Genomic DNA, 21,701 nt, shown 5'->3' with positions numbered 1-21,701 from the left:
TTTATTTTTTAGTGATAAGTCAATTAAATCAATTCTATTAAAATAGATGTGAAATTAACTAATATAGGCCATGTCCTTTCCAAGCCTATATCGCCAGGACTCTCATGACCATCATTCCTACTATTGATCGTATTGATGCGCTTGCATCTGAATATGCTGATAAATCGCCCAATGAAATTTTGGCACTTGCACTGGGCCAGCAAGGTGAAATTGCGATTTCATTTTCTGGTGCTGAAGATGTTGTATTGATTGATATGGCATCGCATCTCGGTAAACCGTTCCGGGTATTCAGTCTGGATACTGGCCGTCTACATGCAGAGACGTATCAGTTTATTGAACGAGTGCGTAAGCATTATAATATCGAGATTGAAATCTGCTTCCCTGAAACGGATGCGGTACAAAATTTAGTCACCACCAAGGGGCTATTCAGTTTTTTTGAAGATGGCCATCAGGAATGTTGCGGTATACGCAAGGTTCAACCGCTACGTAAAAAACTGACCACACTGGATGGCTGGATTACCGGTCAGCGCAAAGACCAAAGTCCGGGTACACGCAATGAAATTCCTGTGGTTCAGGCAGATCCAGGTTTCTCCGGTCCTGGAAAGCAGTTGATTAAGTACAATCCTCTAGCCAACTGGTCCAGTGCAGATGTCTGGAGTTATATCCGTATGATGGAAGTCCCTTATAATGCCCTGCATGAGAAAGGTTTTGTTTCTATCGGCTGTGAACCTTGTACTCGCCCTGTGCTGCCAAATCAGCATGAACGCGAAGGCCGCTGGTGGTGGGAAGAAGCTACCCATAAAGAATGTGGCTTACATGCTGGCAATCTAAAAAAATAAAGTTAAGTTTTATCGTTCCTATTGATTGAAAGACTATTTTTTAATAAAGATAGTCTTTTTTAATTGATAATTTTACATTTAGTGACAAGATAGAAATTACCTTTTATCGGGATAATATTATTTTAATTAAAGAATTGATAAAATTTTAGCTCATTGATTTATTTGCATAAAATGTGAAATTGAACACAATGCTATTCTTTTAATAACACATAATTATTAAGTTACACTCCACTTCGCCTAGTGAATACTATTTTTAGAAAACTATTTTAAAACTAAAATTTTCACATTTCATAAACTTAGGAAGATATTTTGTTCTTGTCAATAGCCACTTTTTCACAGTTGAGGCAAGATAAAGCAGTTCATTTATATGCTAAAAAAGATATACTTTAAAAACTAAAGTAATAATTCTAACAAGGCCTTTTAACAAAAAAGCCATAGAGAATGCAGTGAGGCAATCCACGCTATGCGTCCATTACATCCAATTGATTTTATTTTCTTAACTTTAGAGAAACGGCAGCAGCCTATGCATGTAGGTGGACTATTTTTATTCCAAATTCCCGACAATGCGCCAGCTTCCTTTATTCAGGATCTAGTCACGGATATCCAAAATTCGAAATGCTCCCCTATCCCACCTTTTAACAATTATTTAAACGGCCTGTTTTGGGATGAAGACCAGGAATTTGATTTAGATCATCATTTTCGTCATATCGCCCTGCCAAAACCGGGCCGTATCCGTGAATTGCTGACCTATATTTCTCAAGAACATAGTGCCCTGATTGATCGTGCAAAACCTTTATGGACCTGTCATATCATTGAAGGCATTGAAGGTAATCGTTTTGCCATGTATTTCAAAATACACCATGCCATGGTAGATGGAATTGCTGGCATGCGTCTGGTCGAAAAGTCGCTTTCACATGATCCAAATGCCAAGAGTATTGTACCGCCATGGTGTGTGGAAGGACCGCGTGCCAAACGCCTTAAAGCACCTAAAGTTAACAGGTTTAAAAATGTCCTGCAGACCATTAAGGGGCAACTGGAATGTGCGCCACGAGTTGCTTATGAACTATCGCAAACCGTCATGAAAGATATGGGACGTAATCCGGATTATGTATCCAGCTTTCAGGCACCAAGTAGCATTCTGAATCAACGCGTCAGTGCGTCACGTCGCTTTGCAGCCCAGTCTTTCGAGTTTTCACGTTTACGTCATATTTCTAAGGCATTGGGCGTGACCATTAATGATATTGTCTTGGCCATTTGTTCAGGTGCATTACGTGAATATTTATTATCGCAAAATGCCTTACCGAAAAAACCGTTAATTGCCATGGTTCCAGCTTCGGTTCGCAGTGATGACTCGGATGTATCCAACCGTATTACCATGATTCTAGCCAATCTGGGTACGCATAAAGAAGATCCACTGGAACGTCTCAAGATCGTACGCCGCAGTGTGTTGAGTGCCAAAGAGCGCTTTAAACGCATGAATGCCAATCAAATCTTAAACTATAGTGCCTTTGTTTATGGCGCAGCAGGTCTCAATATTGCCTCCGGTTTAATGCCAACACGTCAGGCGTTTAACGTCATTATTTCCAATGTACCTGGACCACAAGAGCCCCTTTACTGGAATGGTGCACGTCTTGAAGCACTTTATCCGGCTTCTATCGTACTGGATGGTCAGGCCTTGAATATCACCATGACCAGCTATTTAGATAAACTGGAAGTCGGCTTGACCGCATGTCGTAATGCCCTGCCGAAAATGCAGAATTTGCTGACACATCTGGAAGAAGAAATTCAACGTTTTGAACTTATTGTAGATGGCGAACCTGTCCCAAAGTTACGGGCGGTAAGCTAGCCGCGGATGAATAAATAAGACAGATGGATTGTCAAAGGTGTTGATCATTTTTGCTAGTCTCTGAGCACAGAATAAAGGGACCGATCTGGTCCCTTTTCTTTATTTTTGAAATCTTTTTAAATTATTTTAGAATTTTTGGAAGACTTCTCGATTTTAATCATCTATCCAAATCATTTTTTGACAAGTTAAAAACAATGCACAAATATAATCAGCTTTTAATAGTACGGCACTGTTGTAATAATTGATGGCAGACGTTACGGATCATGCTCGCGGTAATCTGAACTTCATTACCGCGCTCATCAACGATATATCCCGCATGTACAGTCTTTGGTTCTAATACGTGTTTTAGGCCTTTATGGATTACTGCTTTACTCATACTCATCACACACTCCTTTTGCTAAGCCTGAAACTGGGAGAAACGGCTTTGGCTAATTCATGCATCTAGTATTGTAAATAAAGGCCCGATTGTAAAATTTCAGATGTAACAAGTGTTTAACGATATTCTGTTACAATTTCAGCTGAGAATGATATCGTATTGCTCTTGCGTATACAGATTTTCCACCTGGAACTTAATCACGCGATTAATGAAATGTTCTAGATCAGCGACTGCAGGCGCTTCTGCCGTCAATAATCGATCAATGACAGCAGGATGCGCGACGACAGTAAAGCCACTCTGTGACTCATAAGCACGGGCATAACGCAGAATTTCCCTGAATATTTCGTAACATACTGACTCGGCTGTTTTGACATAACCACGTCCCTGACAGGTCGGACAAGATTCACAGAGCAAATGTTCCAGCGACTCACGGGTGCGTTTCCGGGTCATTTCTACCAGGCCCAGTTCCGATACCTGAGTAATCTTGGTCTTGGCATGGTCACGTTCCAGCATGCGCTCAAACTGTTTCATTACTTCTTCACGATGCTGCGCTTCCTGCATATCAATGAAATCAATGATAATAATTCCGCCCAGATTACGCAGACGTAACTGACGTGCGATGACATCGGTCGCTTCCATATTGGTTTTAAAAACCGTATCTTCCAGCGAACGACCACCAACATAAGAACCAGTATTGACATCAATCGTGGCCATGGCTTCAGTCTGGTCAATCATCAGATAGCCGCCGGACTTCAATGCGACACGAGTTTGCAATGCCTTTTGCAGGTCTTCTTCGACATTATACAAGTCAAAAATTGGCCGTTCACCCGGATAATGCAGCAAACGGTCTCTCATGTTCGGAACAAATTCTTCGACAAATTCCTGCAACTTGGCATGAATTTCACGTGAATCTACGTAAATTTTGGCAGTTTCTTCATTGGCCAGATCACGAATCACCCGCTGCGGTAAAGGCAATTCTTCAAAGATCAAGGACGGCACTGCAATAATCTTTTGCTTGCGCTGGATATATTCCCAAAGCTTGGCCAGATAAGCCATATCCTGTGCAATGGCTTCTTCTTCAATCCCTTCTGCCGCAGTACGTACAATCACTGAACCTGGCAGCTTATGTTCTGCCTGAATCCGCTCAATGATCGAACGCAAGCGATTGCGCTCTTCCTCGGATTCAATCCGTTGCGATACACCGATATGATTGCCATATGGCATCAACACTAAATAACGCGAAGGAATAGAGAGATCGGTAGATAGCCGCGCACCCTTGGTGCCGAGCATATCCTTCATCACCTGAACCGTGAGGACTTGTCCCGGTTGAAGCAGCTCAAAAACATTAGGCGTGGGTTGATTGCGTGGCCAGACCATATCATTGATATGTAAAAACGCAGTGCGAGAGAGTCCGATATCTACGAAAGCAGCCTGCATGCCGGGCAAGACCCGCACCACTTTTCCTTTATAAACATTCCCTACCAGACCACGCTTGGCCGTACGCTCGACAAACAGTTCATTGACCGTGCCGTTTTCAATTAACGCGACCCGACATTCCATCGGCGTGACGTTAATCAACAACTCGTCAGACATAACTACACTCAAAACATTATAAGAATTCTTTTCAGCAGTTAATTTAGTGCCTTAACCGTCTGTAATAACTGTACTGTCTCATATAAAGGCAAGCCAACCACATTGGAATAACTGCCCTGTATTTTTGGAATATAACGTGCTGCAATTCCTTGAATTGCATAAGCCCCTGCTTTACCCAGTGGCTCACCTGTCGCCCAGTAACTTTCCATATCTGCAGCGCTCAGGATTTGAAATTCGACCTGTGTGCGTACCACTATGCTGTATTTTTCATGCTTTGTACGAACACAGACACCGCTATATACATCATGCCACCGACCGGAGATTTTTGTCCACATTTCAATCGCATGTTGTTTGGATTCAGGTTTGCCCAAAATCTCCTGATCCACCCCCAAACTGGTGTCCGCAGCAATAATAATTGCATCAGGATAAAGCTCTGCCACGGCATCGGCTTTGGCACGTGCCAGACGTTCAACATAGGCTGCGACCGACTCGCCTGCTTGTAGAGATTCGTCGATCTCGGGACTGTAAATATCGAAGCTCAGCCCGAGTTGTTGCAATAACTCGCGACGCCGGGGTGAGCTCGAAGCTAGAATTATATGCGCCATTTTTTGAGCATATAATAAATAGCAGGCCAAACCAGAATACTGGTCAGCATCGGAATCCAGTGCCGTGCATAAGAAAATTGCACGCCAGCTATAATCTGGGTAAAAAAGATCATCAGCAGATATGCGACAATCGCCAGCCCCATAATCACCCAGAGATTATTAAAGGTCAGGATACGGCGCTCACGGGTTAGAAAGCGGGCTAAAAAGGCAATAATGATAAAGCTCAGCGCATTCAGACCCAAAGGTGCATCCAGCAGCAGATCAATAAAAATACCGGTACCAAAGGCAAACCAGATCCCACACCAGGTCGGCTGGCACAGCACCCAGAAAAGCATGATCATCAGCATAAACAGCGGACGCCAGCCCGAGAGATTATAAGAAAGTGGATAGACCATTAAAATAGAAGCCACAATCACCGAAATGACAATAGCCATTAAAGGATCACGATGCTTTCTGGATTTCATCTTAGCGATTGACATGCGGTTGCTCCATCGCTAATGAATCGGAAAATAACACCACCACATGATGTCCACCAGCCAGTTGGGCTGCAGGCGTGACATCAATCTGGGCAAATTCACCGGAATTATCCCGTTGTACTTTAGACACCTGCCCTACCAGATAACCTGCCGGAAAATGTTGGCCCAAGCCCGAACTATAGACTTTTTCACCAACCTTGATGTTAGCACTGGTCGGTACATATTCCATTTTTAAACGTCCCAGATCGCCCGTGCCCGAAACAATGGCACGCATTCCGGTATTTTCCAGGCGCACTGACAGTGAATGTTCTTTATCAGACAACAGCATGACCCGACTACTATGCGGATAGACATTGATAATCTGCCCCATGATACCCTTGTCATCCAGTACGGTTTGCCCCACTTTCAGCTCGTTATTCGAACCACGGTTGATCACGATAATATGCCGTAATGGATCGGCATCGGTACCAATCACTTCGGCAATTTCAATACGTCCATCAATGATCAGCGGCGTGTCCAATAGACCGCGCAAACGGGTATTTTCAGCAGAAAGTTCAGAGATTTTTTGTAAGCGTACCTGTGCCTGTAAGAGCTCGGCTTGCATCGCGGTATTTTCCCGACGCAATTGAGCTTCAGACTTGGTTTGTTGATTCAACCACTCTCGCGACAATACCGGATAGCTGGCCACCGCATAAATAGGATTATAAGCAGCGTACAGGACATCCCTTGCAGGTTGAACAACATGCGGCATGCGCCAATCAAAGAAAAGCACCACCAGGCATGTTACCAATGCAATGATAAAAGAGCGAAAAGATGGCGGTTGTCGAGAAAACAGATGTGCTTGCACCCGCCGAATCCTTTTCTTAGCCTACGAATAACATGTCATGATTTGGGTTGTCGAAAAATTCGAGTACCTTGCCGCCACCACGTGTCACACAAGACAGTGGATCTTCTGCAACCACAACTGGCAGGCCAGTTTCTTTGGCAAGCAGTTTGTCAAGATTACGCAACAATGCACCACCACCGGTTAACACGATACCACGTTCAGCGATGTCCGAAGAAAGCTCAGGAGGTGTGTGTTCTAAAGCAGATTTCACCGCAGACACGATGTTTTGCAATGGATCAGAAATCGCTTGGGTCACTTCATCTGAATTGACCACAATCGCACGAGGCACACCTTCTGCGAGGTTACGACCACGAACTTCAATTTCAAGCGGTTTAGCGCCTTCATCAGGCAAAGCCATACCCACTTCTTTTTTGATCACTTCAGCCGTAGTTTCGCCGATCACACAGCCATGCGCCTTACGCACATAGTTAATGATCTGTTCATCAAAGACATCACCGCCAATACGTAAAGAATCGGCATAAACACAACCTTGTAGGGAAATGATTGCAATTTCAGTGGTACCACCGCCAACATCGACCACCATCGAACCACAAGCCTGCTCAACTGGCATACCTGCACCAATCGCTGCTGCCATTGGCTCTTCAATTAAACGTACATCACGTGCGCCCGCATTAAACACGGCTTCACGAATGGCACGGCGCTCAACCAGAGTCGATTTACATGGCACGCAAACCACGACACGCGGTGCCGGAGTAAATAAACGGTTTTCATGTACTTTGCGAATGAACTGATTCAGCATGGTCTCAGTGACTTCAAAATCCGCAATCACACCGTCTTTCATAGGACGGATCGCTGAGATATTGGCTGGGGTACGACCTAGCATTTGCTTCGCTTCAAGACCGACTGCCGCAACAATTTTATGTGAACCACTATGACGGATGGCTACAACCGTTGGTTCATTTAATATAATGCCTCGTCCTGGCGCATAAATAAGTGTATTTGCTGTACCTAAATCAATGGCAAGATCGGGCGAAAACAAGCCTATTAGTCGTTTTAGAATCACGGGGACGTTCTCAGTTAAACTTTATATGGACGCAAGGTCGCCACTTTAACTAAATGTGATGATTTGGACAAGTCAATCGCTTATCATAACGCATGATAATTTGAATTTTTTTAATACTGATTAGGTAATATTATGTCTACATCGGATGCACAGCATTCTGCAGATTTAAGTGCAGAAACAGTTTCAGCTATTGCCAACCTTGCAAGGTTATCTCTCAATGATACGCAATCTGCTGAATATGCTCAAAGTTTAAATAAAATTTTAGGCATGATGGAAACCCTGAAAGGCATCAATACCGACGGTGTTGAACCACTGAAAAGCCCTTTCGACCACCCACAGCCTTTACGTGAAGATGTCGTGTCGGAAAGCAATCATCGTGAGGAATACCAAGCAGTTGCACCTGCTGTACAGGACGGTTTGTATCTCGTCCCACGCGTGATTGAGTAATTATTACCCAGTTCATTCTTTTTATTAAATTAAACGTAAAGAATTATTTCTCATGACAGATTTACACCGCTTATCCATTCGTGAACTGACTGAAGGTTTGGCAAATGCTCAATTTTCATCCCGCGAATTGACTCAACACTATTTAAAACGCATCGAAAAAATTGATGCACAGGTCAAGGCTTATGTGACCGTGACTGCTGAACAGGCATTGGCTCAAGCTGATGCTGCCGATGCTGCAATCAAAGCTGGCAATGCCTCTGCCCTGACTGGTGTGCCAGTTGCCCACAAAGATATTTTCTGTACCCAAGGCATTAAAACCACTGCCGGTTCAAAAATGCTGGACAATTTTATCTCTCCTTACGACGCAACCGTTGTAGCGAAAGGTAAAGCTGCGGGCCTGGTCACTTTGGGTAAAGTGAACATGGACGAATTCGCGATGGGTTCGACCTCTGAGAACTCATATTACGGCGCAACTGCCAACCCTTGGAACCTGGGCCATGTCCCTGGTGGTTCTTCAGGCGGTTCTGCAGCAGCTGTGGCAGCGGATTTGGCACCATTTGCAACTGGTACTGACACCGGTGGTTCAATCCGTCAACCTGCATCATTCTGTGGTCTGACCGGTCTTAAACCGACTTACGGTCGTGTATCGCGCTTCGGTATGATTGCCTATGCATCATCACTAGACCAAGGTGGTCCAATGGCACGTTCTGCAGAAGACTGTGCTTACCTGATGAATGTCATGGCCGGTCATGATGCCAAAGATTCAACTTCAATGGATCAAGTGGTAGATAACTATGTCGCGAACCTGAACGCTACCTCAGTAAAAGGTTTACGCATTGGTATTCCAAAACAGTATTTTAATGTTGCTGGCCTAGCTGAAGATGTTAAAGCACGTGTCGAAGAATCACTTAAAAAGTTAGAAGAAATGGGCGCTACGCTTGTTGAGATCGACCTCAACATGACTGAAAGCTATGTTCCGACTTATTACCTGATCGCACCTGCCGAAGCTTCTTCGAACCTATCACGTTTTGATGGCGTACGTTATGGCTATCGCGCAGAAAATCCTGTGGACCTGATGGACCTGTACAAGCGTTCACGTTCAGAAGGTTTTGGTGCAGAAGTGCAACGCCGTATCCTGATTGGTACGTATGCCCTGTCTGCAGGTTATTACGATGCTTACTATGTAAAAGCACAGAAAGTACGTCGCCTGATCCAGCAAGATTTCCTTAAAGCATTTGAATCGGTCGATGTCATTGCAGCACCTTCTGCGCCAACGACTGCCTATAAAATTGGTGCAGATTTAACGCCAGTTGAAATGTACCTGGGCGATATTTATACGCTTGCGGTAAATCTGGCAGGTCTTCCTGCGATTAACGCGCCTGTCGGTTTTGACCAAAATAACTTGCCAGTTGGCTTACAGCTGATTGGTAATTACTGGTCAGAATCTCAATTGTTGTCTGTGGTACACCAGTATCAACAGGCCACCGATTGGCATACAAAACGCGCTGCAATTGCTGAGGAGAACGCATAATGGCTCAAGCTCAAAAATCGGCTAAACCAAAATCCAACCTGATTGATGGTTGGGAAGTCGTTATTGGTATCGAGATTCACACTCAGCTTGCCACCAATACCAAAATTTTTTCAGGTTCATCGACTGTTTTCGGTAATGATCCAAACACGCAAGCCAGCCTGGTTGATTTGGCTATGCCGGGCGTATTACCGGTATTAAACAAAGAAGTGGTTGATCTTGCGATTCGCTTTGGTCTGGGTATCGATGCTTACATCGATCAGGCGTCTGTATTTGCGCGTAAAAACTACTTCTATCCGGACTCTCCAAAAGGCTATCAGATCAGCCAGATGGACAACCCGATTGTGGGCTTGGGTCATATCGACATCCAGCTTGAAGATGGCACGGTTAAACGCATTGGCGTAACCCGTGCGCACCTTGAGGAAGATGCAGGTAAATCGATTCATGACCAGTTCGAAGGTATGTCAGGCATTGACTTGAACCGTGCCGGTACGCCGCTGCTTGAAATCGTTTCTGAACCGGATATGCGTTCGGTTGAAGAAGCGGTTGCTTATATCAAGGCAATTCACACTTTAGTGCGCTGGTTAGGTATTTCTGACGGTAACATGGCGGAGGGTTCGTTCCGTTGTGACTGTAACGTGTCGTTACGTCGTCCGGGTCAACCGTTTGGTACACGTTGTGAATTGAAAAACCTGAACTCATTCCGTTTCATTGAACAAGCGATCAATGTTGAAATTGAACGTCAAATGGAAATTCTGGACTGGGATGACACCATTGATCAGGAAACGCGTCTGTTCGACCCTGTGAAAATGGAAACGCGTTCAATGCGTTCTAAAGAAGAAGCGAACGATTACCGCTACTTCCCGGATCCTGACTTGTTGCCTGTGGTGATTCCAGATGCGCAAATCGAAGCGATTAAAGCGCAAATGCCTGAGCTGCCTGCTGCTCGTCGTGCGCGTTTCGTGGCTGACTTCGGTGTGACTGAGTATGATGCTCACGTACTGACCCTGACTCGTGAAATGTCAGAGTTTTACGAAGATGTGGTAAAAGCTGCTGGCGGCGCTGCACAAGGTAAAATTGCTGCAAACTGGGTAATGGGTGAATTCTCCGGTGCTTTAAACAAAGCTGGCCTAGACCTTGCCGACTCTCCTGTGTCGAGTGAGAAATTGGGCGGTATGATTGCGCGTATTGTCGACAACACTATTAGCGGTAAGATCGCGAAACAAGTGTTCGGCTTTATGTGGGAAGAAGGCAAAACTGCGGACGAAATCATTGCGGAAAAAGGCTTGAAACAGGAAACTGATACAGGCGCGATTGAAGCAATCATTAAAGAAGTGCTTGCTGCTAACGAGAAGATGGTTGAAGAGTATAAATCTGGTAAAGAGAAAGCTTTCAACGGTCTAGTTGGTCAAGTGATGAAGGCGTCACGTGGTAAGGCTAACCCTGCTCAAGTGAATGAATTAATGATGAAATTGATTGGTTGATTTAACCTTTTAATTTGATTTAAAAAGCCTCGATTTATCGGGGCTTTTTTGTATACTAATAAAACAAAATAACCAATAAGAAGCTTATGGAAATTAGTTCAGTTCTTCCAATTCTATCTGCTGTAGTCACAGTATGTTCTATACCTGTCACCTTACACATTATTCATCAACACAAACGTAAAAAATTTAAAGATGACCTAGAAAATTTCACAGAATATTTTGAAAAATTTTATAAAAATACAAGTTCTGAGTTACCTATACTTTTGAGAGATAAAGCTGCACAAAATTTGACACGAACACCAAGAATCAGTGCTGAAGTAATAGATTACATTATTAATTTACATGAACAAAGGCTAGTTAAGTTTGACATACTTACCGACCACTATCATTGGGGAAACAGGTATATCAAAATAACCCTAAAAAATGATCAAATGACCTTTTCAAAAAATTGGTATATTTGTGTTCTAACAAAAATATTCCTTTATTTTATCTATTATTTAATGGCTTTTTTCTCTGGCTTTTTATGTCTAGATATTATTAATCTGTCTAGTGTTAGTTGGTTTGACCCACTCATAGGAATAGCCTCTTTCATTTGTGCTATTTTTTCACTGAATAAAGCTGATGACATGGGAGAAGCTTTAAAATTTCTTAATATAATAAATAATGCTCAAGAAAGTATTCAAGCTCAACAAAAAATAGAAACAGATCTTACTATAGATTTGGCTTCATAAATCCGCCATATTCTTAAATCAATGAATTGATGAAGAAATTGATTGGTTAATATGATTTTTTTGAAAAAGAAAACCCGTCATTGGACGGGTTTTCCAACTCAAAATGTAAAAACTTCTTTTGCTTTTTCAATTGTCTTTGAACCTACACCTTGTACTTCTGATAGTTGCTTAAGCGTTAAGCCTTTATTTTTGACTCTTGCCACTATAATTGCTTTAGCTACATCTCTTTTTACATTAAGTAATGCTTCGATTTCATCCAACGAAACCTCTGTAATTAATGGTTGCGTTGTTCTATTTTGAGGATCAATATTTAAATACTCTAAAAGGTCTGCAAGCATTAAATAAATATGAAAAATAGCTTTCGTCGCTTCAAGTTGCGATACTTCTGTATGCACACCTTTACATGTTAATGTGTAATCAGCAGCCATCCAACTCCCTAAATAATCTAAATGCGCTTTAGCCATATCTTTATTGCTTTTAGATTCAATAGCGACATCCATAAATCTCCAAATTCGGTTTATATACTGATTTTGCTTAAAAGTACGACCATTAATATTTTCATCTGTAGGAGGATATAATATATCTGCTAAGCTTTCTAATAAGCGCCTACATGTTGCTAAAGCCTGAGACCATTCTTCTTTAGAATCAGATGAAACTGATCTAAACGCTAACATGAGTTGTTCAGCGATCTCAGGATCCAGATCAAGTAATTTGTCATCTACGGCATTTTTTAAGAGATCAAAGCCCGAAGCAACTGTACCTGAAAATTTCAATCTATTATATAAATCAGTCAAATACTTATGACACTTACCTTTAACATAAGCTAATCTCTCTTGAACATTATTCAAGTACAAGGTTTTATCATTACCATGCTTTTTGAGATATGGTAAATGCTCTTCAAGATGATGAATCGATTTATTAAGCCCACCAGTACCAGAATTAGTTTTTTGGAGCAAAAAATTGGCTGTGCAGAGAAATTTGATATCAATATCAACTTTCGTCAGTGTCTCTAGCAGATCTTTATAAGTTTGATCACTTAGGTTAATACTTTTGCCATGCTGAGCTTCATCCAAAATCTTCGAAACTAATTCTTTTAAAGGTTCAATATATTTTTCATTACCAAGTTCAATTTCAGCCCAAATATAATAATTTTTTTCTTCTAGCAAGTTCGAAGCTCTAGAGAGTTTTTGTACAGCAACAGTTATACTTCCTTTCTGTGACTCTAATTCTTTGAGCCCTTCTTCAACAATTCTTAACGCTTCTTCTTTCTTATACATTGCTCAAAAACCTTAATTTTTCAAAAGCTAAACACTCAATAATATAATCTGAAATTAATTTCTTATCTGCATAAAATGCTAATTTTTGAATAGAAAATTTAACCTTACAATCACCCCAAATATCTCACACCAAAATAACATGACCATCAAAAAAATATCCTCTATCGCCAAACTCGAAGACCTAGGACGTGTTCAACTGTCAAAGTCATTTTTTATGCATGACTAATACCTTCATCCCCCGCCTTCTCCCAGTGGGAGAAGGAGCTTTCATTATCAATTTAATCCCCCCAAATCCCCCTTTTTCAAAGGAGGACTTGCCACGTCATCAATTGATACGCGTGGTTCCCTCTCCTGAGCAAGTTTTAAAGCACTGCTTTAAAATGAAGCGCAAGAAAGGATGAGGGCTAGGGAGAGGATTTTTTTAAATTAATACTCTTCTCTTAAATTTTCTAATTCAGTCGCACGTGCGGCAGTCGCTTCCATGTAACAACTATTGCTATTTACAGTTGCAATCGTCCCTCCATTCGGGTCGGCATAAAAATCGCAATTGGCATCACGATAGCGAATCCAGAGACGCTGAACCTCTTGAAGCTGTTTTTTACGGTTTGCATTCAGCGATGCCATCGTCTGTTTATAGGCATTATTTAACCGTGTATCTTGGCGATCTGTTTCGGCCGCAATACAATCCAGCATATTTACAGTAACGCCACCTGAGCGATCCATACAATTTGAGTATTGCCGACTCAAATCATTGTCCCCTGCGTACAGCGCAGGAGGAAGTATAAACATACTTAAACCCAATAAAGCAGTGCGTTTGAACATAACAACCCCTATCTTTTCATTTATGTTATTCATAATAAATACCATAATTGAACCCTGGCACGCATGCATTCAATCAGTTATTTCCCTCTTAACTCACCCAACTTATTCCACACATCCGGTGTCAAGAAAGTGACCACCAGTTTATTTAAATCCACATAACGCAGCACACCTTTAAGCTGACTTTTCACTTCAGGATTTTCTAAAATTTCCTCACCGGTAATCCGTCCAAGTTCCTGAAAACTGTCACCCACCGCTTGTACGCCTTCCGCAGCAATTACCGCTTTGGTCTGTGCAGAACATTGCTCTACCAATATACGCTGCAATACTTGGGCTAAATTTTTATCCAGCTGGGTTCTTTGTGCTTCATTCACATTACTGAATTTCTTCAATTCCGGATGTGCAGATAAGGCAACAAAGGTCCATTGCAGCACCGTTGTTTTATCTGCTGCCGTGGTGGATTTCACCAGACAGTTACTCAGCTGCTCGACGGTTGGCCCCGCAATAGCCATTTGGGTGGTAGCCATCAAGGCCATTGCCATTAATCCCCACCGAATTTTAGCTGTAAATCTGCGACGGATAACCTCAGTTTGGCGTGACATAAGCGAATCTCTTTTTTAACAATCAGCTACTTTGTATCATAGACTCGCACCTTGCCCGTGTTATTACTCTGTAATTTATGGCAATACACAAGCCACGGGCAAAAGACCGATATCTGATTAGGTGTATTGAGTGTAAATGTGAGTTTAAGATTAGAAATCCCCGTCTCTGTTCAGCATTTTTTAAGACGCCACTTTAAAAAAAAGGCGAGTGAAAGCATCCTCAGAATGTATTTTAAGGATGCTCGAAAGAGGATGGATTAAGAAGGAAAAAATAGTCCTACTTCACCTGCCTGAGCATATTCTTTGCTCCGGCATGATTATAATTATTGGCCAGGTTTTGCAAAATTTTTACCGCCTGACCTTTGGCATTGGAAAAACGGCTGCTATAACTCGGCACACTGGTTAAACAGCGCGCTACCAGCATCCCTGATTCAGTATAGACACGTGTTCCCTCTGTGCCCTGCAATTTGCCATAGTTATAGGCACGCTGGGCGTTGTTACAGGCATTATTCAGATTCTTGCCGCTATTAATATCACGTCGTGCTGCCACATAAATCTTCATCTGATGTTGTTGCGGTGTTTCTGCTACCGCAGCTCGAGCTGATGCCGCTGCTAGCTGCTTTTTCTCTGCTTCTTTTTTCTCAAGCTCTTTTCTTTCTAATTCCTTTCGCTCTAATTCTTTACGTGCTGATTCCTTCAGCTCATTTGTCGTCTTTGCGGCAGGAGTCTTAGGAGAAGTCGTGGTTTTTATCGATGCAGGTGTGGTTTTCTCCACAGCAACCCTGGCTTTAGTTGGACGATAAAAGTTTTTTGCTTGAGAAAGACTCATGACCTGGGTGAATAGTCGAACACTACGTGTCTGGCTAGTTTTATCAACTTGTCGTTCAGAAATTGGCTCAATCGAGACAATCCAGCTTTCAGTCAGGTCATCCATACGACACTGATAGGCACCACTACCTTGTACAACACCCCTATTGGCACTCAGGCGTTTACGCTGGGCAACATCTGCCACTGCACTAAAATTACTTTTATACAGCAGTGAAAATTTACCACCCTGTTCATGACAATATTGCGTCAGTATCGAACGCGGATACATGGCCTGAGTCGTGTTATTTTTCTGTGCTTGTCCCCAAAGATAAACATAATCTTTTGCGCTACCATCACGTTGGTTCAAAGCCCGTTTGGCAATCAGTTCTTCCGGGCTGGCAAAAGGATGTAACACCTCTGATTTCAACCGATTCACGCTATTACACCCAGCTAAACCTGCTGCCCCTATTATTAGAATTATTACTTTTAGCTTCACAGCAAACATCTCAACCCCAAAATCCCGTATAACATAGCGTAAATAGTACAAAACAACAAACACAAGATATTGATAACTATAATATTTAAATGGTAAAAAGGCACATATCAGCCTCAACTTTGCTGAGTATGCCAAGCTTCATGTGGTAAAAATTGACACAAGTATCATTTTTAAGTCAGATCAAATAATAAACAATTTCATTCAGGACTCAAGAAAAAGATAGAAAAAACACATAAAAAACCGAAGAAGGCAGTGAGTCCTTCTCCGGCGGCTTATTCAGGGAAAACGCTACAGACCTTTATTATAATGGGTAATAAATTTACCTTTTATCCGCTATAACATTACCTGAACAAGATCAGCATAAGAATAATTTCCTCAACGTACATTTGTTATTTTTATACGTCAAACCACCGGAAATTAAACGCCATCTTGGCTGGCCCTTAGGATTCTAGACAAGAAAAAAATATCTGAATACCCCAATATTGGGAGGTTCTGACACGATTTACCTAAGTCATCTGACCAACGGTCAGATCGATATTTTCTATTGGATTTTGTAGACTAAATCGCCATAAAAAAAGCCAAACCTAAAACTGTTTGGCTGATAAAGCAGGATAATAATACGAGAAAAAATTAATCAATATGTGATTCAAATGCTTTCAACCGTTTATAGATCGACATCAGTTCAATAATCGTCGGCCAAGACAGAATCAGATACTGGAAAGATTCCCGCACTTTGCCAAATACATTCAGGATTTGCATCATCAAACCAAGAGTAATTGCCCCTGCTGCAATACTTGGAAACAGAATAAATAATCCGTAAATATTGTCTAACTGCAAGTACCAGATCCGAACCATGTTGAAATAAGCATAGTGAAAATACAACCGGAAATAATTCCAGCGTACCCGGCTAAACAGTTCTTGTAATGTCAGCGGATGTGCGCGATCAGCATAATCTTCGCCATAGACCAGCTCTTTACGATAGGCTGCCTCAACCTTCTGGTTATTAAACTCCAGTCCGGGCAATTTCATTCCCACGACCATCAAAATAACCGTACCCAATACTGCCCAGCCGATCGAGGCCCACATTAAAGCATGCGGTATTTCCCCTACAATCGGTAAAACTTTCACATGACTAGAGAGCTGATATAAGATCGGCAGGAATGCCATCAGCAACATCAGCGCTTCGATCAAGGAAACACTTAACTGCTCCGTGGTTTTGGCAAAGCGCATGGTATCTTCCTGGATACGTTGTGATGCACCTTCAATATGACGTAACTGCTCCCAATGTGCGGTGTAATAATCATTCATCGCGGTACGCCAGCGGAAGACATAATGACTGACAAAAAACAGGTTAAATACCGCTAAAGTGACATAAACCATCGCAATATAAATAAAGGTTAATGCGCCTTGATACAGCAATGAAACATCCCCACCACCCTTAGTGAGCATTTGTTGAATCTGATCATAAAACGGGCTATACCATTCGTTTAATACGACATTGACCTGTACCCCGAACCAGATATTAAACAGAATAAATGCCGAGCCCCAGACCGACCAGCGCTGCCATCGATGTCCGGCTTTCCATTGCCAGAACAGCGCAAATATCGTAGTTGCAATGAAATACCAGAGATAGAACCAGATGAATTGAGCTGACCAGAAACGCCCGATAGCGATTGTAAGCTTTTCATCAGAATAACCTTCAGGAAAACCCAGATAGGTTCCCCATCCTGATCCGCCACTATGCCAAAGTACAAGATTAATGATAAACCACAAAATCAGGCTGCTAAAAAACCAGACGGGTTGCGGGAAAAATGACTTAAACATGCCGACCCAGTTCTCCTTATGTCTCTTGGTCATCCAAATGACGCATAGTTTATTCTTATTTTAGATTTTTACTGTTATAAAGCATTAATTTTCAATTTAGTGTAAAAAAGGATAGAAAGATATCGAGTCTCTAGAAAATTATTTTTATCATTCAGCTCTGCGTTATGATTTTCCTTATATTCTCGATTTTTATCATTTAGCCGAGCGATATCAAAAAACAGAAAAACCATAATATTTTTGACCTTTCGTTATTTTGATAGACTTTTTTATGCCTGTTATCTGTCGGGTTTATGTAAAAGAACTTCATGCTTCTGAGCACTGCGAGAATAGGATGAAAATCAGACATACTGCATGTCTTCTAGGTATCTTTAATCTAAATAGAGCACTACTCCCTATTTGAATAAGTCATTGATCAAGTTCTCAGTTTTTGAAGAAACAGTTAAATTTTCAAAAATCATGCTATGATTTAATTATCGAAAAGTAATCTTATTTTGGAAAAAACTATGGAAAGTTCAGTAATTGAATTACTTAAACCGGTGACTCTACAAAAAGAAAACTGCGACCCTATTATTTTTGAAGCCGGTACTGTTTTGAAAGTGGTCATGCAGACTCCAACCAGTCTTCTGGTCAGTAATGATGATGACTTTAACTTTACCATTCCTTTAAAAGACAAAAATGAAGTGTGGCGAGAAATTTGAGTATTTTTCTCTTATGCAAATAGATGGGTTGTATCTGAGTTGGGTTTCTTAACTTATAGGATACGACCCTTAGCTTTTCTCCACTTTGATTGCTCTTTTATTATTTTTTCAAAAAATTATTTCTTTCCTCTTCTGTCATCATTTACTGATTTTAAATTGGCTCATATCCATTCGAGCAAAAAATTCTGTTTAATTGAAACATCATTTAGTTTTGTAACCTATGTAAGATCACTAATGATCTGTTTTCGGTCTTTTGTATCTACTCTGTCCTTGCGATGACACCTTTACATCTCTTCTCTCTGTTTAGCTCAACTTCATCTAATACCTACGCTTCGATTCAAAAAAAAGAATATTCAAGTTATTTTCAGAGTTTAGTCATAGAACTGGCGTTCATCTTTCTTCGATTTTTTATCCTCTGATAAAATTTATCAATAAGAATTAAAAAATAATCTGAGATGCTAAATTAAGAGGCTGTTTAAATTGTATAGCTCTGCAATTGATCCCAAGAAAATTTGATAATACGAAATTTCCCTCTAGCCAATATTAGTATTTTTTCTTTTAAGACAGCTTAGCCAATTTTAAAAATTATTAATTTTTATAAACTTAAGTTAAATATTTTAATTATATATGCCCAATTTATAAATTTATTTAGATTATTCTATTTAAAAAGATCTCAAAATTACATCTCCCTCATATATTTAAAAATAAAAAAATAAATTAATAATAAATACTATATTCTAAAAAATTAATTAAAAAATACATATTCAAAAATAAAGATTAAATAATAAATCTTATTATGTAAAATCCTGAAAAACAATCAATCCAAGAAAATCTTAAAATATAAAATCCTCATAATTTATTTTTAAAATTTATTAACAATACTGGATTTCTACCAAAATATTTCTAAATCTTACAAAGTAACTGTACTTGTTAAAAGTGTTTCGTTTCTGCACTTAAAGCCAGTCTGTTAAATGAAATATGTTATAAATTTAATCAAAGCAATGACCATTCAGGTAATTCTAACTTTTAAATCAATTTAACTTCAGAGGCTTAGGTAGTATTTATGTCGACTCTAAAAGAAGATCAAGACCTAGAAGATTCACTTGCTACATCTTCTTATATATTACCTCAAGTGATTTTAAATCAACTCAAACCTATTATTTATTCTCATAAAATTGTTTTATTTCTTGATATTGATGGAACCATTTCTGAATTCCACCCAGATCCAGCAAAAAGTATAATTAAGAGCGAAACCTTAAATACTTTAAAAGAGTTACAACAATATATTCAGCTAGTATTAGTGACCGGTCGCTCAATTGCACAAGCCCAAAAACTTATTTATCCATTTGACTGGAATATTGCAGGCTCTCATGGTCTGGAATTAAGCTATCAATTGCGTTTAAGCAAGTTAATTGATTTAAATCCTGAACAGTTTGAATTATTAAAAAATTATATTACAGAGCATAGTAATAATATTCCTCAGACTCGAATAGAAATTAAAGACTATTCAGTCGCCCTGCATTTTCGTGAACACCCCCATTTAAAGCATCAAGTGCATGCATTTGCCTTAGATTGTCTCGCTCATTTTCAGGATTTTGAACTTAAGGCTGGAAAGTTTGTATTTGAACTGGTGCCCAAAGGTGCAAATAAAGGTTCAGCTATCCAACAAATCATTCAGCAATATCACTTAAATGATCATTACCCCATTTTTATCGGCGATGACCTGACCGACGAAGCCGGTTTTCAAGTCATCAACACATTCAAAGGCTGCTCTATCAAAGTCGGTACAGGCAACACCGTGGCACAACATCGCCTCGAAAACGTGACTCAAGTACAGGCTTTTCTAGCGGAATTTCTAGAAATACTGAAAGCACAACAACAATTATTATTGGAGAAATTACATGTCGAAACTCATAGTGTTATCAAATCGTGTAAATCTACCTAAGTCAGACAATACACAGGCAGGTGGATTAGCGGTGGCATTGCAGGATGCTTTGCAGGATATAGGCGGTATCTGGGTTGGCTGGAATGGATCCCGAGTTGACCAGACAAAAGAGCAGAAGTTTCAAATCCTGAAGCATCAAAATGTTGAATATCACACGAGTCCATTGACTGAATCCCAATATCAAGGTTTTTATTGTGGTTTTACCAACAATGCGTTGTGGCCACTGATGCACGACCAGCATCAGCTTGTAGATTATCAGCCGCAGGATTTTAAGATCTATCAGGATGTCAATTTACGCTTTGCCAAGCACCTGAAACAGGTAGCATCTCCACATGATATTATCTGGATCCATGATTATCATTTTTTAAGCGTGGCGCATTATTGCCGTAAACTGGGCATGCGTAACCGTATTGGCTTTTTCCTGCATATTCCCTTTCCAGAACTAAGGCTCTGGCAGACTTTACCCGCCCATCGCGATCTGGCACATCATTTGGCCAACTACGATGTACTGGGTTTGCAGACCTCTCGCGATCAGGAAAACTGTTTAAATTTCCTTGAACAGACCTTAAAAGTGCAGCATCGTCACAATGAAATCCTGAATTATCAATCTCGAAAGATTCATGTGAAATGCTATCCGATTGGTGTGCATCCTGTGCAACTACAAAATCAGGCCTCAGATAGTCATCCAGAAAAGCTTCCCTTTGATCTGAATACAGTGCAGCCGTATAAAACCATCATTTCAGTTGACCGGATTGATTATAGTAAAGGCTTATTGGAAAAAATCGGATCTTTGCAGAGCTTACTGGAAGATCAGCCAGAGTTTAAAAATCAATTCCAGCAATTACAAATTGCCTGTCCATGCCGACTGGATGTAAAGACCTATAAGAACCTGTATATGCAATTTAAATCTGCCGTGCATGAACTTAATAGCCAGCATGGCACAGCGGACTGGTTACCTTTCGATTGCAGCTATGATACTTTGGGCCATGAGGCATTGATGCAACTGTATCGTAAGGCAGATATTTGCTGGGTAAATTCGATCCGGGATGGTATGAATCTGGTCGCCAAGGAATATATTGCTGCACAGGATCCTTTAGATCCGGGTGTCTTGATTCTATCTAAATATGCCGGTGCTGCTGAACAAATGAAAGAAGCCTTACTGGTCGATCCTTATGAGCATGACAGTATGGCTAAAGCTTTGAAGAAGGCGCTGCGCATGTCTAAATCAGAACGTTTAGAGCGCTATCGTTATTTAAGCCAAGGCTTGAAAAATTTCGATATTATTCGCTGGCGTGATCAGTTTATCACTGACCTGAAAAACTCACAAAGCCTGCGGATCTATCGTCCGGTGGCTGCAGGAGCTTCAAACCAGTTCAGTGTGCATGCCTAAATTTTTAA

20 protein-coding genes are annotated in these 21,701 nt (G+C 40.9%); 9 read left to right on the top strand and 11 right to left on the bottom strand.

Going from position 1 to position 21,701, the window contains the following annotated elements; all coding sequences use genetic code 11:
• Positions 1-104: 104 nt before the first annotated feature.
• Positions 105-839, top strand: coding sequence for a phosphoadenylyl-sulfate reductase (locus FTV42_RS04220; RefSeq protein ID WP_180037621.1), 735 nt, complete (start codon positions 105-107; stop codon positions 837-839).
• A gap of 463 nt (positions 840-1,302) precedes the next feature.
• Complete coding sequence (locus tag FTV42_RS04215) at positions 1,303-2,685, top strand: wax ester/triacylglycerol synthase family O-acyltransferase (protein ID WP_114541186.1); 1,383 nt, start codon at positions 1,303-1,305, stop codon at positions 2,683-2,685.
• Positions 2,686-2,893: 208 nt separating this feature from the next.
• On the opposite strand, the gene FTV42_RS04210 is transcribed toward FTV42_RS04215, so the two are convergent.
• The 6 genes from FTV42_RS04210 to FTV42_RS04185 form a co-directional block, all read right to left on the bottom strand.
• Positions 2,894-3,067 (bottom strand): PA1571 family protein, encoded by a 174-nt coding sequence (locus FTV42_RS04210; RefSeq protein ID WP_004646222.1) that lies wholly within the window; start codon positions 3,065-3,067, stop codon positions 2,894-2,896.
• A 132-nt stretch (positions 3,068-3,199) separates the two neighbouring features.
• Entirely contained in the window at positions 3,200-4,654 is a 1,455-nt protein-coding gene (gene rng / locus FTV42_RS04205) for a ribonuclease G (RefSeq protein WP_180037619.1), read from the bottom strand.
• 38 nt (positions 4,655-4,692) lie between these two features.
• Positions 4,693-5,259 (bottom strand): Maf-like protein, encoded by a 567-nt coding sequence (locus FTV42_RS04200; protein WP_180037617.1) that lies wholly within the window; start codon positions 5,257-5,259, stop codon positions 4,693-4,695.
• The gene (gene mreD, locus FTV42_RS04195; RefSeq protein WP_004730376.1) at positions 5,247-5,738 is read right to left on the bottom strand and encodes a rod shape-determining protein MreD; all 492 of its coding nucleotides are present in this window, start codon (positions 5,736-5,738) and stop codon (positions 5,247-5,249) included. Before mreD ends, FTV42_RS04200 begins: the two co-directional genes overlap by 13 nt.
• Positions 5,725-6,582 carry a rod shape-determining protein MreC gene (gene mreC, locus FTV42_RS04190; RefSeq protein WP_180037615.1) on the bottom strand — a complete coding sequence of 286 codons (858 nt, stop codon included), beginning with the start codon at positions 6,580-6,582 and terminating at the stop codon, positions 5,725-5,727. Before mreC ends, mreD begins: the two co-directional genes overlap by 14 nt.
• Positions 6,583-6,598: 16 nt before the next feature.
• Positions 6,599-7,645 (bottom strand): rod shape-determining protein, encoded by a 1,047-nt coding sequence (locus tag FTV42_RS04185; RefSeq protein ID WP_004279360.1) that lies wholly within the window; start codon positions 7,643-7,645, stop codon positions 6,599-6,601.
• A gap of 132 nt (positions 7,646-7,777) precedes the next feature.
• On the opposite strand from FTV42_RS04185, the gene gatC reads away from it, so the two are divergent.
• The 4 genes from gatC (at position 7,778) to FTV42_RS04165 (ending at position 11,835) form a co-directional block, all read left to right on the top strand.
• A complete protein-coding gene (gene gatC / locus FTV42_RS04180; protein ID WP_004279359.1) occupies positions 7,778-8,092 on the top strand; it encodes an Asp-tRNA(Asn)/Glu-tRNA(Gln) amidotransferase subunit GatC in 315 nt (104 codons plus the stop codon).
• A gap of 52 nt (positions 8,093-8,144) precedes the next feature.
• On the top strand, positions 8,145-9,623 hold the full coding sequence (gatA, locus tag FTV42_RS04175) for an Asp-tRNA(Asn)/Glu-tRNA(Gln) amidotransferase subunit GatA (protein WP_004646217.1): 1,479 nt from the start codon (positions 8,145-8,147) through the stop codon (positions 9,621-9,623).
• The gene (gatB, locus tag FTV42_RS04170) at positions 9,623-11,104 is read left to right on the top strand and encodes an Asp-tRNA(Asn)/Glu-tRNA(Gln) amidotransferase subunit GatB (RefSeq protein ID WP_180037613.1); all 1,482 of its coding nucleotides are present in this window, start codon (positions 9,623-9,625) and stop codon (positions 11,102-11,104) included. The genes gatA and gatB overlap by 1 nt, the downstream gene beginning before the upstream one ends.
• A gap of 86 nt (positions 11,105-11,190) precedes the next feature.
• Positions 11,191-11,835 (top strand): hypothetical protein, encoded by a 645-nt coding sequence (locus tag FTV42_RS04165; protein ID WP_092819813.1) that lies wholly within the window; start codon positions 11,191-11,193, stop codon positions 11,833-11,835.
• A gap of 98 nt (positions 11,836-11,933) precedes the next feature.
• Here the strand turns inward: FTV42_RS04165 and FTV42_RS04160 are convergent, their stop codons facing one another.
• The 5 genes from FTV42_RS04160 to sbmA all read right to left on the bottom strand — a co-directional run bounded on the left by FTV42_RS04160 (position 11,934) and on the right by sbmA (position 17,660).
• Entirely contained in the window at positions 11,934-13,112 is a 1,179-nt protein-coding gene (locus tag FTV42_RS04160; protein WP_180037611.1) for a helix-hairpin-helix domain-containing protein, read from the bottom strand.
• A gap of 426 nt (positions 13,113-13,538) precedes the next feature.
• Positions 13,539-13,934 carry a lysozyme inhibitor LprI family protein gene (locus tag FTV42_RS04155; RefSeq protein WP_004279354.1) on the bottom strand — a complete coding sequence of 132 codons (396 nt, stop codon included), beginning with the start codon at positions 13,932-13,934 and terminating at the stop codon, positions 13,539-13,541.
• A gap of 77 nt (positions 13,935-14,011) precedes the next feature.
• On the bottom strand, positions 14,012-14,533 hold the full coding sequence (locus tag FTV42_RS04150; protein WP_005251208.1) for a hypothetical protein: 522 nt from the start codon (positions 14,531-14,533) through the stop codon (positions 14,012-14,014).
• A 277-nt stretch (positions 14,534-14,810) separates the two neighbouring features.
• Complete coding sequence (locus FTV42_RS04145) at positions 14,811-15,845, bottom strand: hypothetical protein (RefSeq protein WP_180037609.1); 1,035 nt, start codon at positions 15,843-15,845, stop codon at positions 14,811-14,813.
• Between the two features lie 621 nt (positions 15,846-16,466).
• Positions 16,467-17,660, bottom strand: coding sequence for a peptide antibiotic transporter SbmA (gene sbmA / locus FTV42_RS04140; RefSeq protein WP_180037607.1), 1,194 nt, complete (start codon positions 17,658-17,660; stop codon positions 16,467-16,469).
• A gap of 503 nt (positions 17,661-18,163) precedes the next feature.
• Between sbmA and FTV42_RS04135 the strand changes: the two genes are divergently transcribed.
• The 3 genes from FTV42_RS04135 (at position 18,164) to FTV42_RS04125 (ending at position 21,693) form a co-directional block, all read left to right on the top strand.
• The gene (locus FTV42_RS04135; protein WP_004279347.1) at positions 18,164-18,358 is read left to right on the top strand and encodes a hypothetical protein; all 195 of its coding nucleotides are present in this window, start codon (positions 18,164-18,166) and stop codon (positions 18,356-18,358) included.
• A 1,063-nt stretch (positions 18,359-19,421) separates the two neighbouring features.
• Positions 19,422-20,303 (top strand): trehalose-phosphatase, encoded by an 882-nt coding sequence (gene otsB / locus FTV42_RS04130; RefSeq protein WP_180037606.1) that lies wholly within the window; start codon positions 19,422-19,424, stop codon positions 20,301-20,303.
• On the top strand, positions 20,260-21,693 hold the full coding sequence (locus FTV42_RS04125) for a trehalose-6-phosphate synthase (RefSeq protein ID WP_180037604.1): 1,434 nt from the start codon (positions 20,260-20,262) through the stop codon (positions 21,691-21,693). Before otsB ends, FTV42_RS04125 begins: the two co-directional genes overlap by 44 nt.
• The last annotated feature ends 8 nt before the right edge of the window (positions 21,694-21,701 follow it).

It is taken from the genome of Acinetobacter sp. YH16052 (genome assembly GCF_013417155.1).
GTDB lineage: Bacteria > Pseudomonadota > Gammaproteobacteria > Pseudomonadales > Moraxellaceae > Acinetobacter.
The sequence above is the reverse complement of the archived record's forward strand: the minus strand, read 5'-3'. Positions and strand labels throughout refer to the sequence as shown.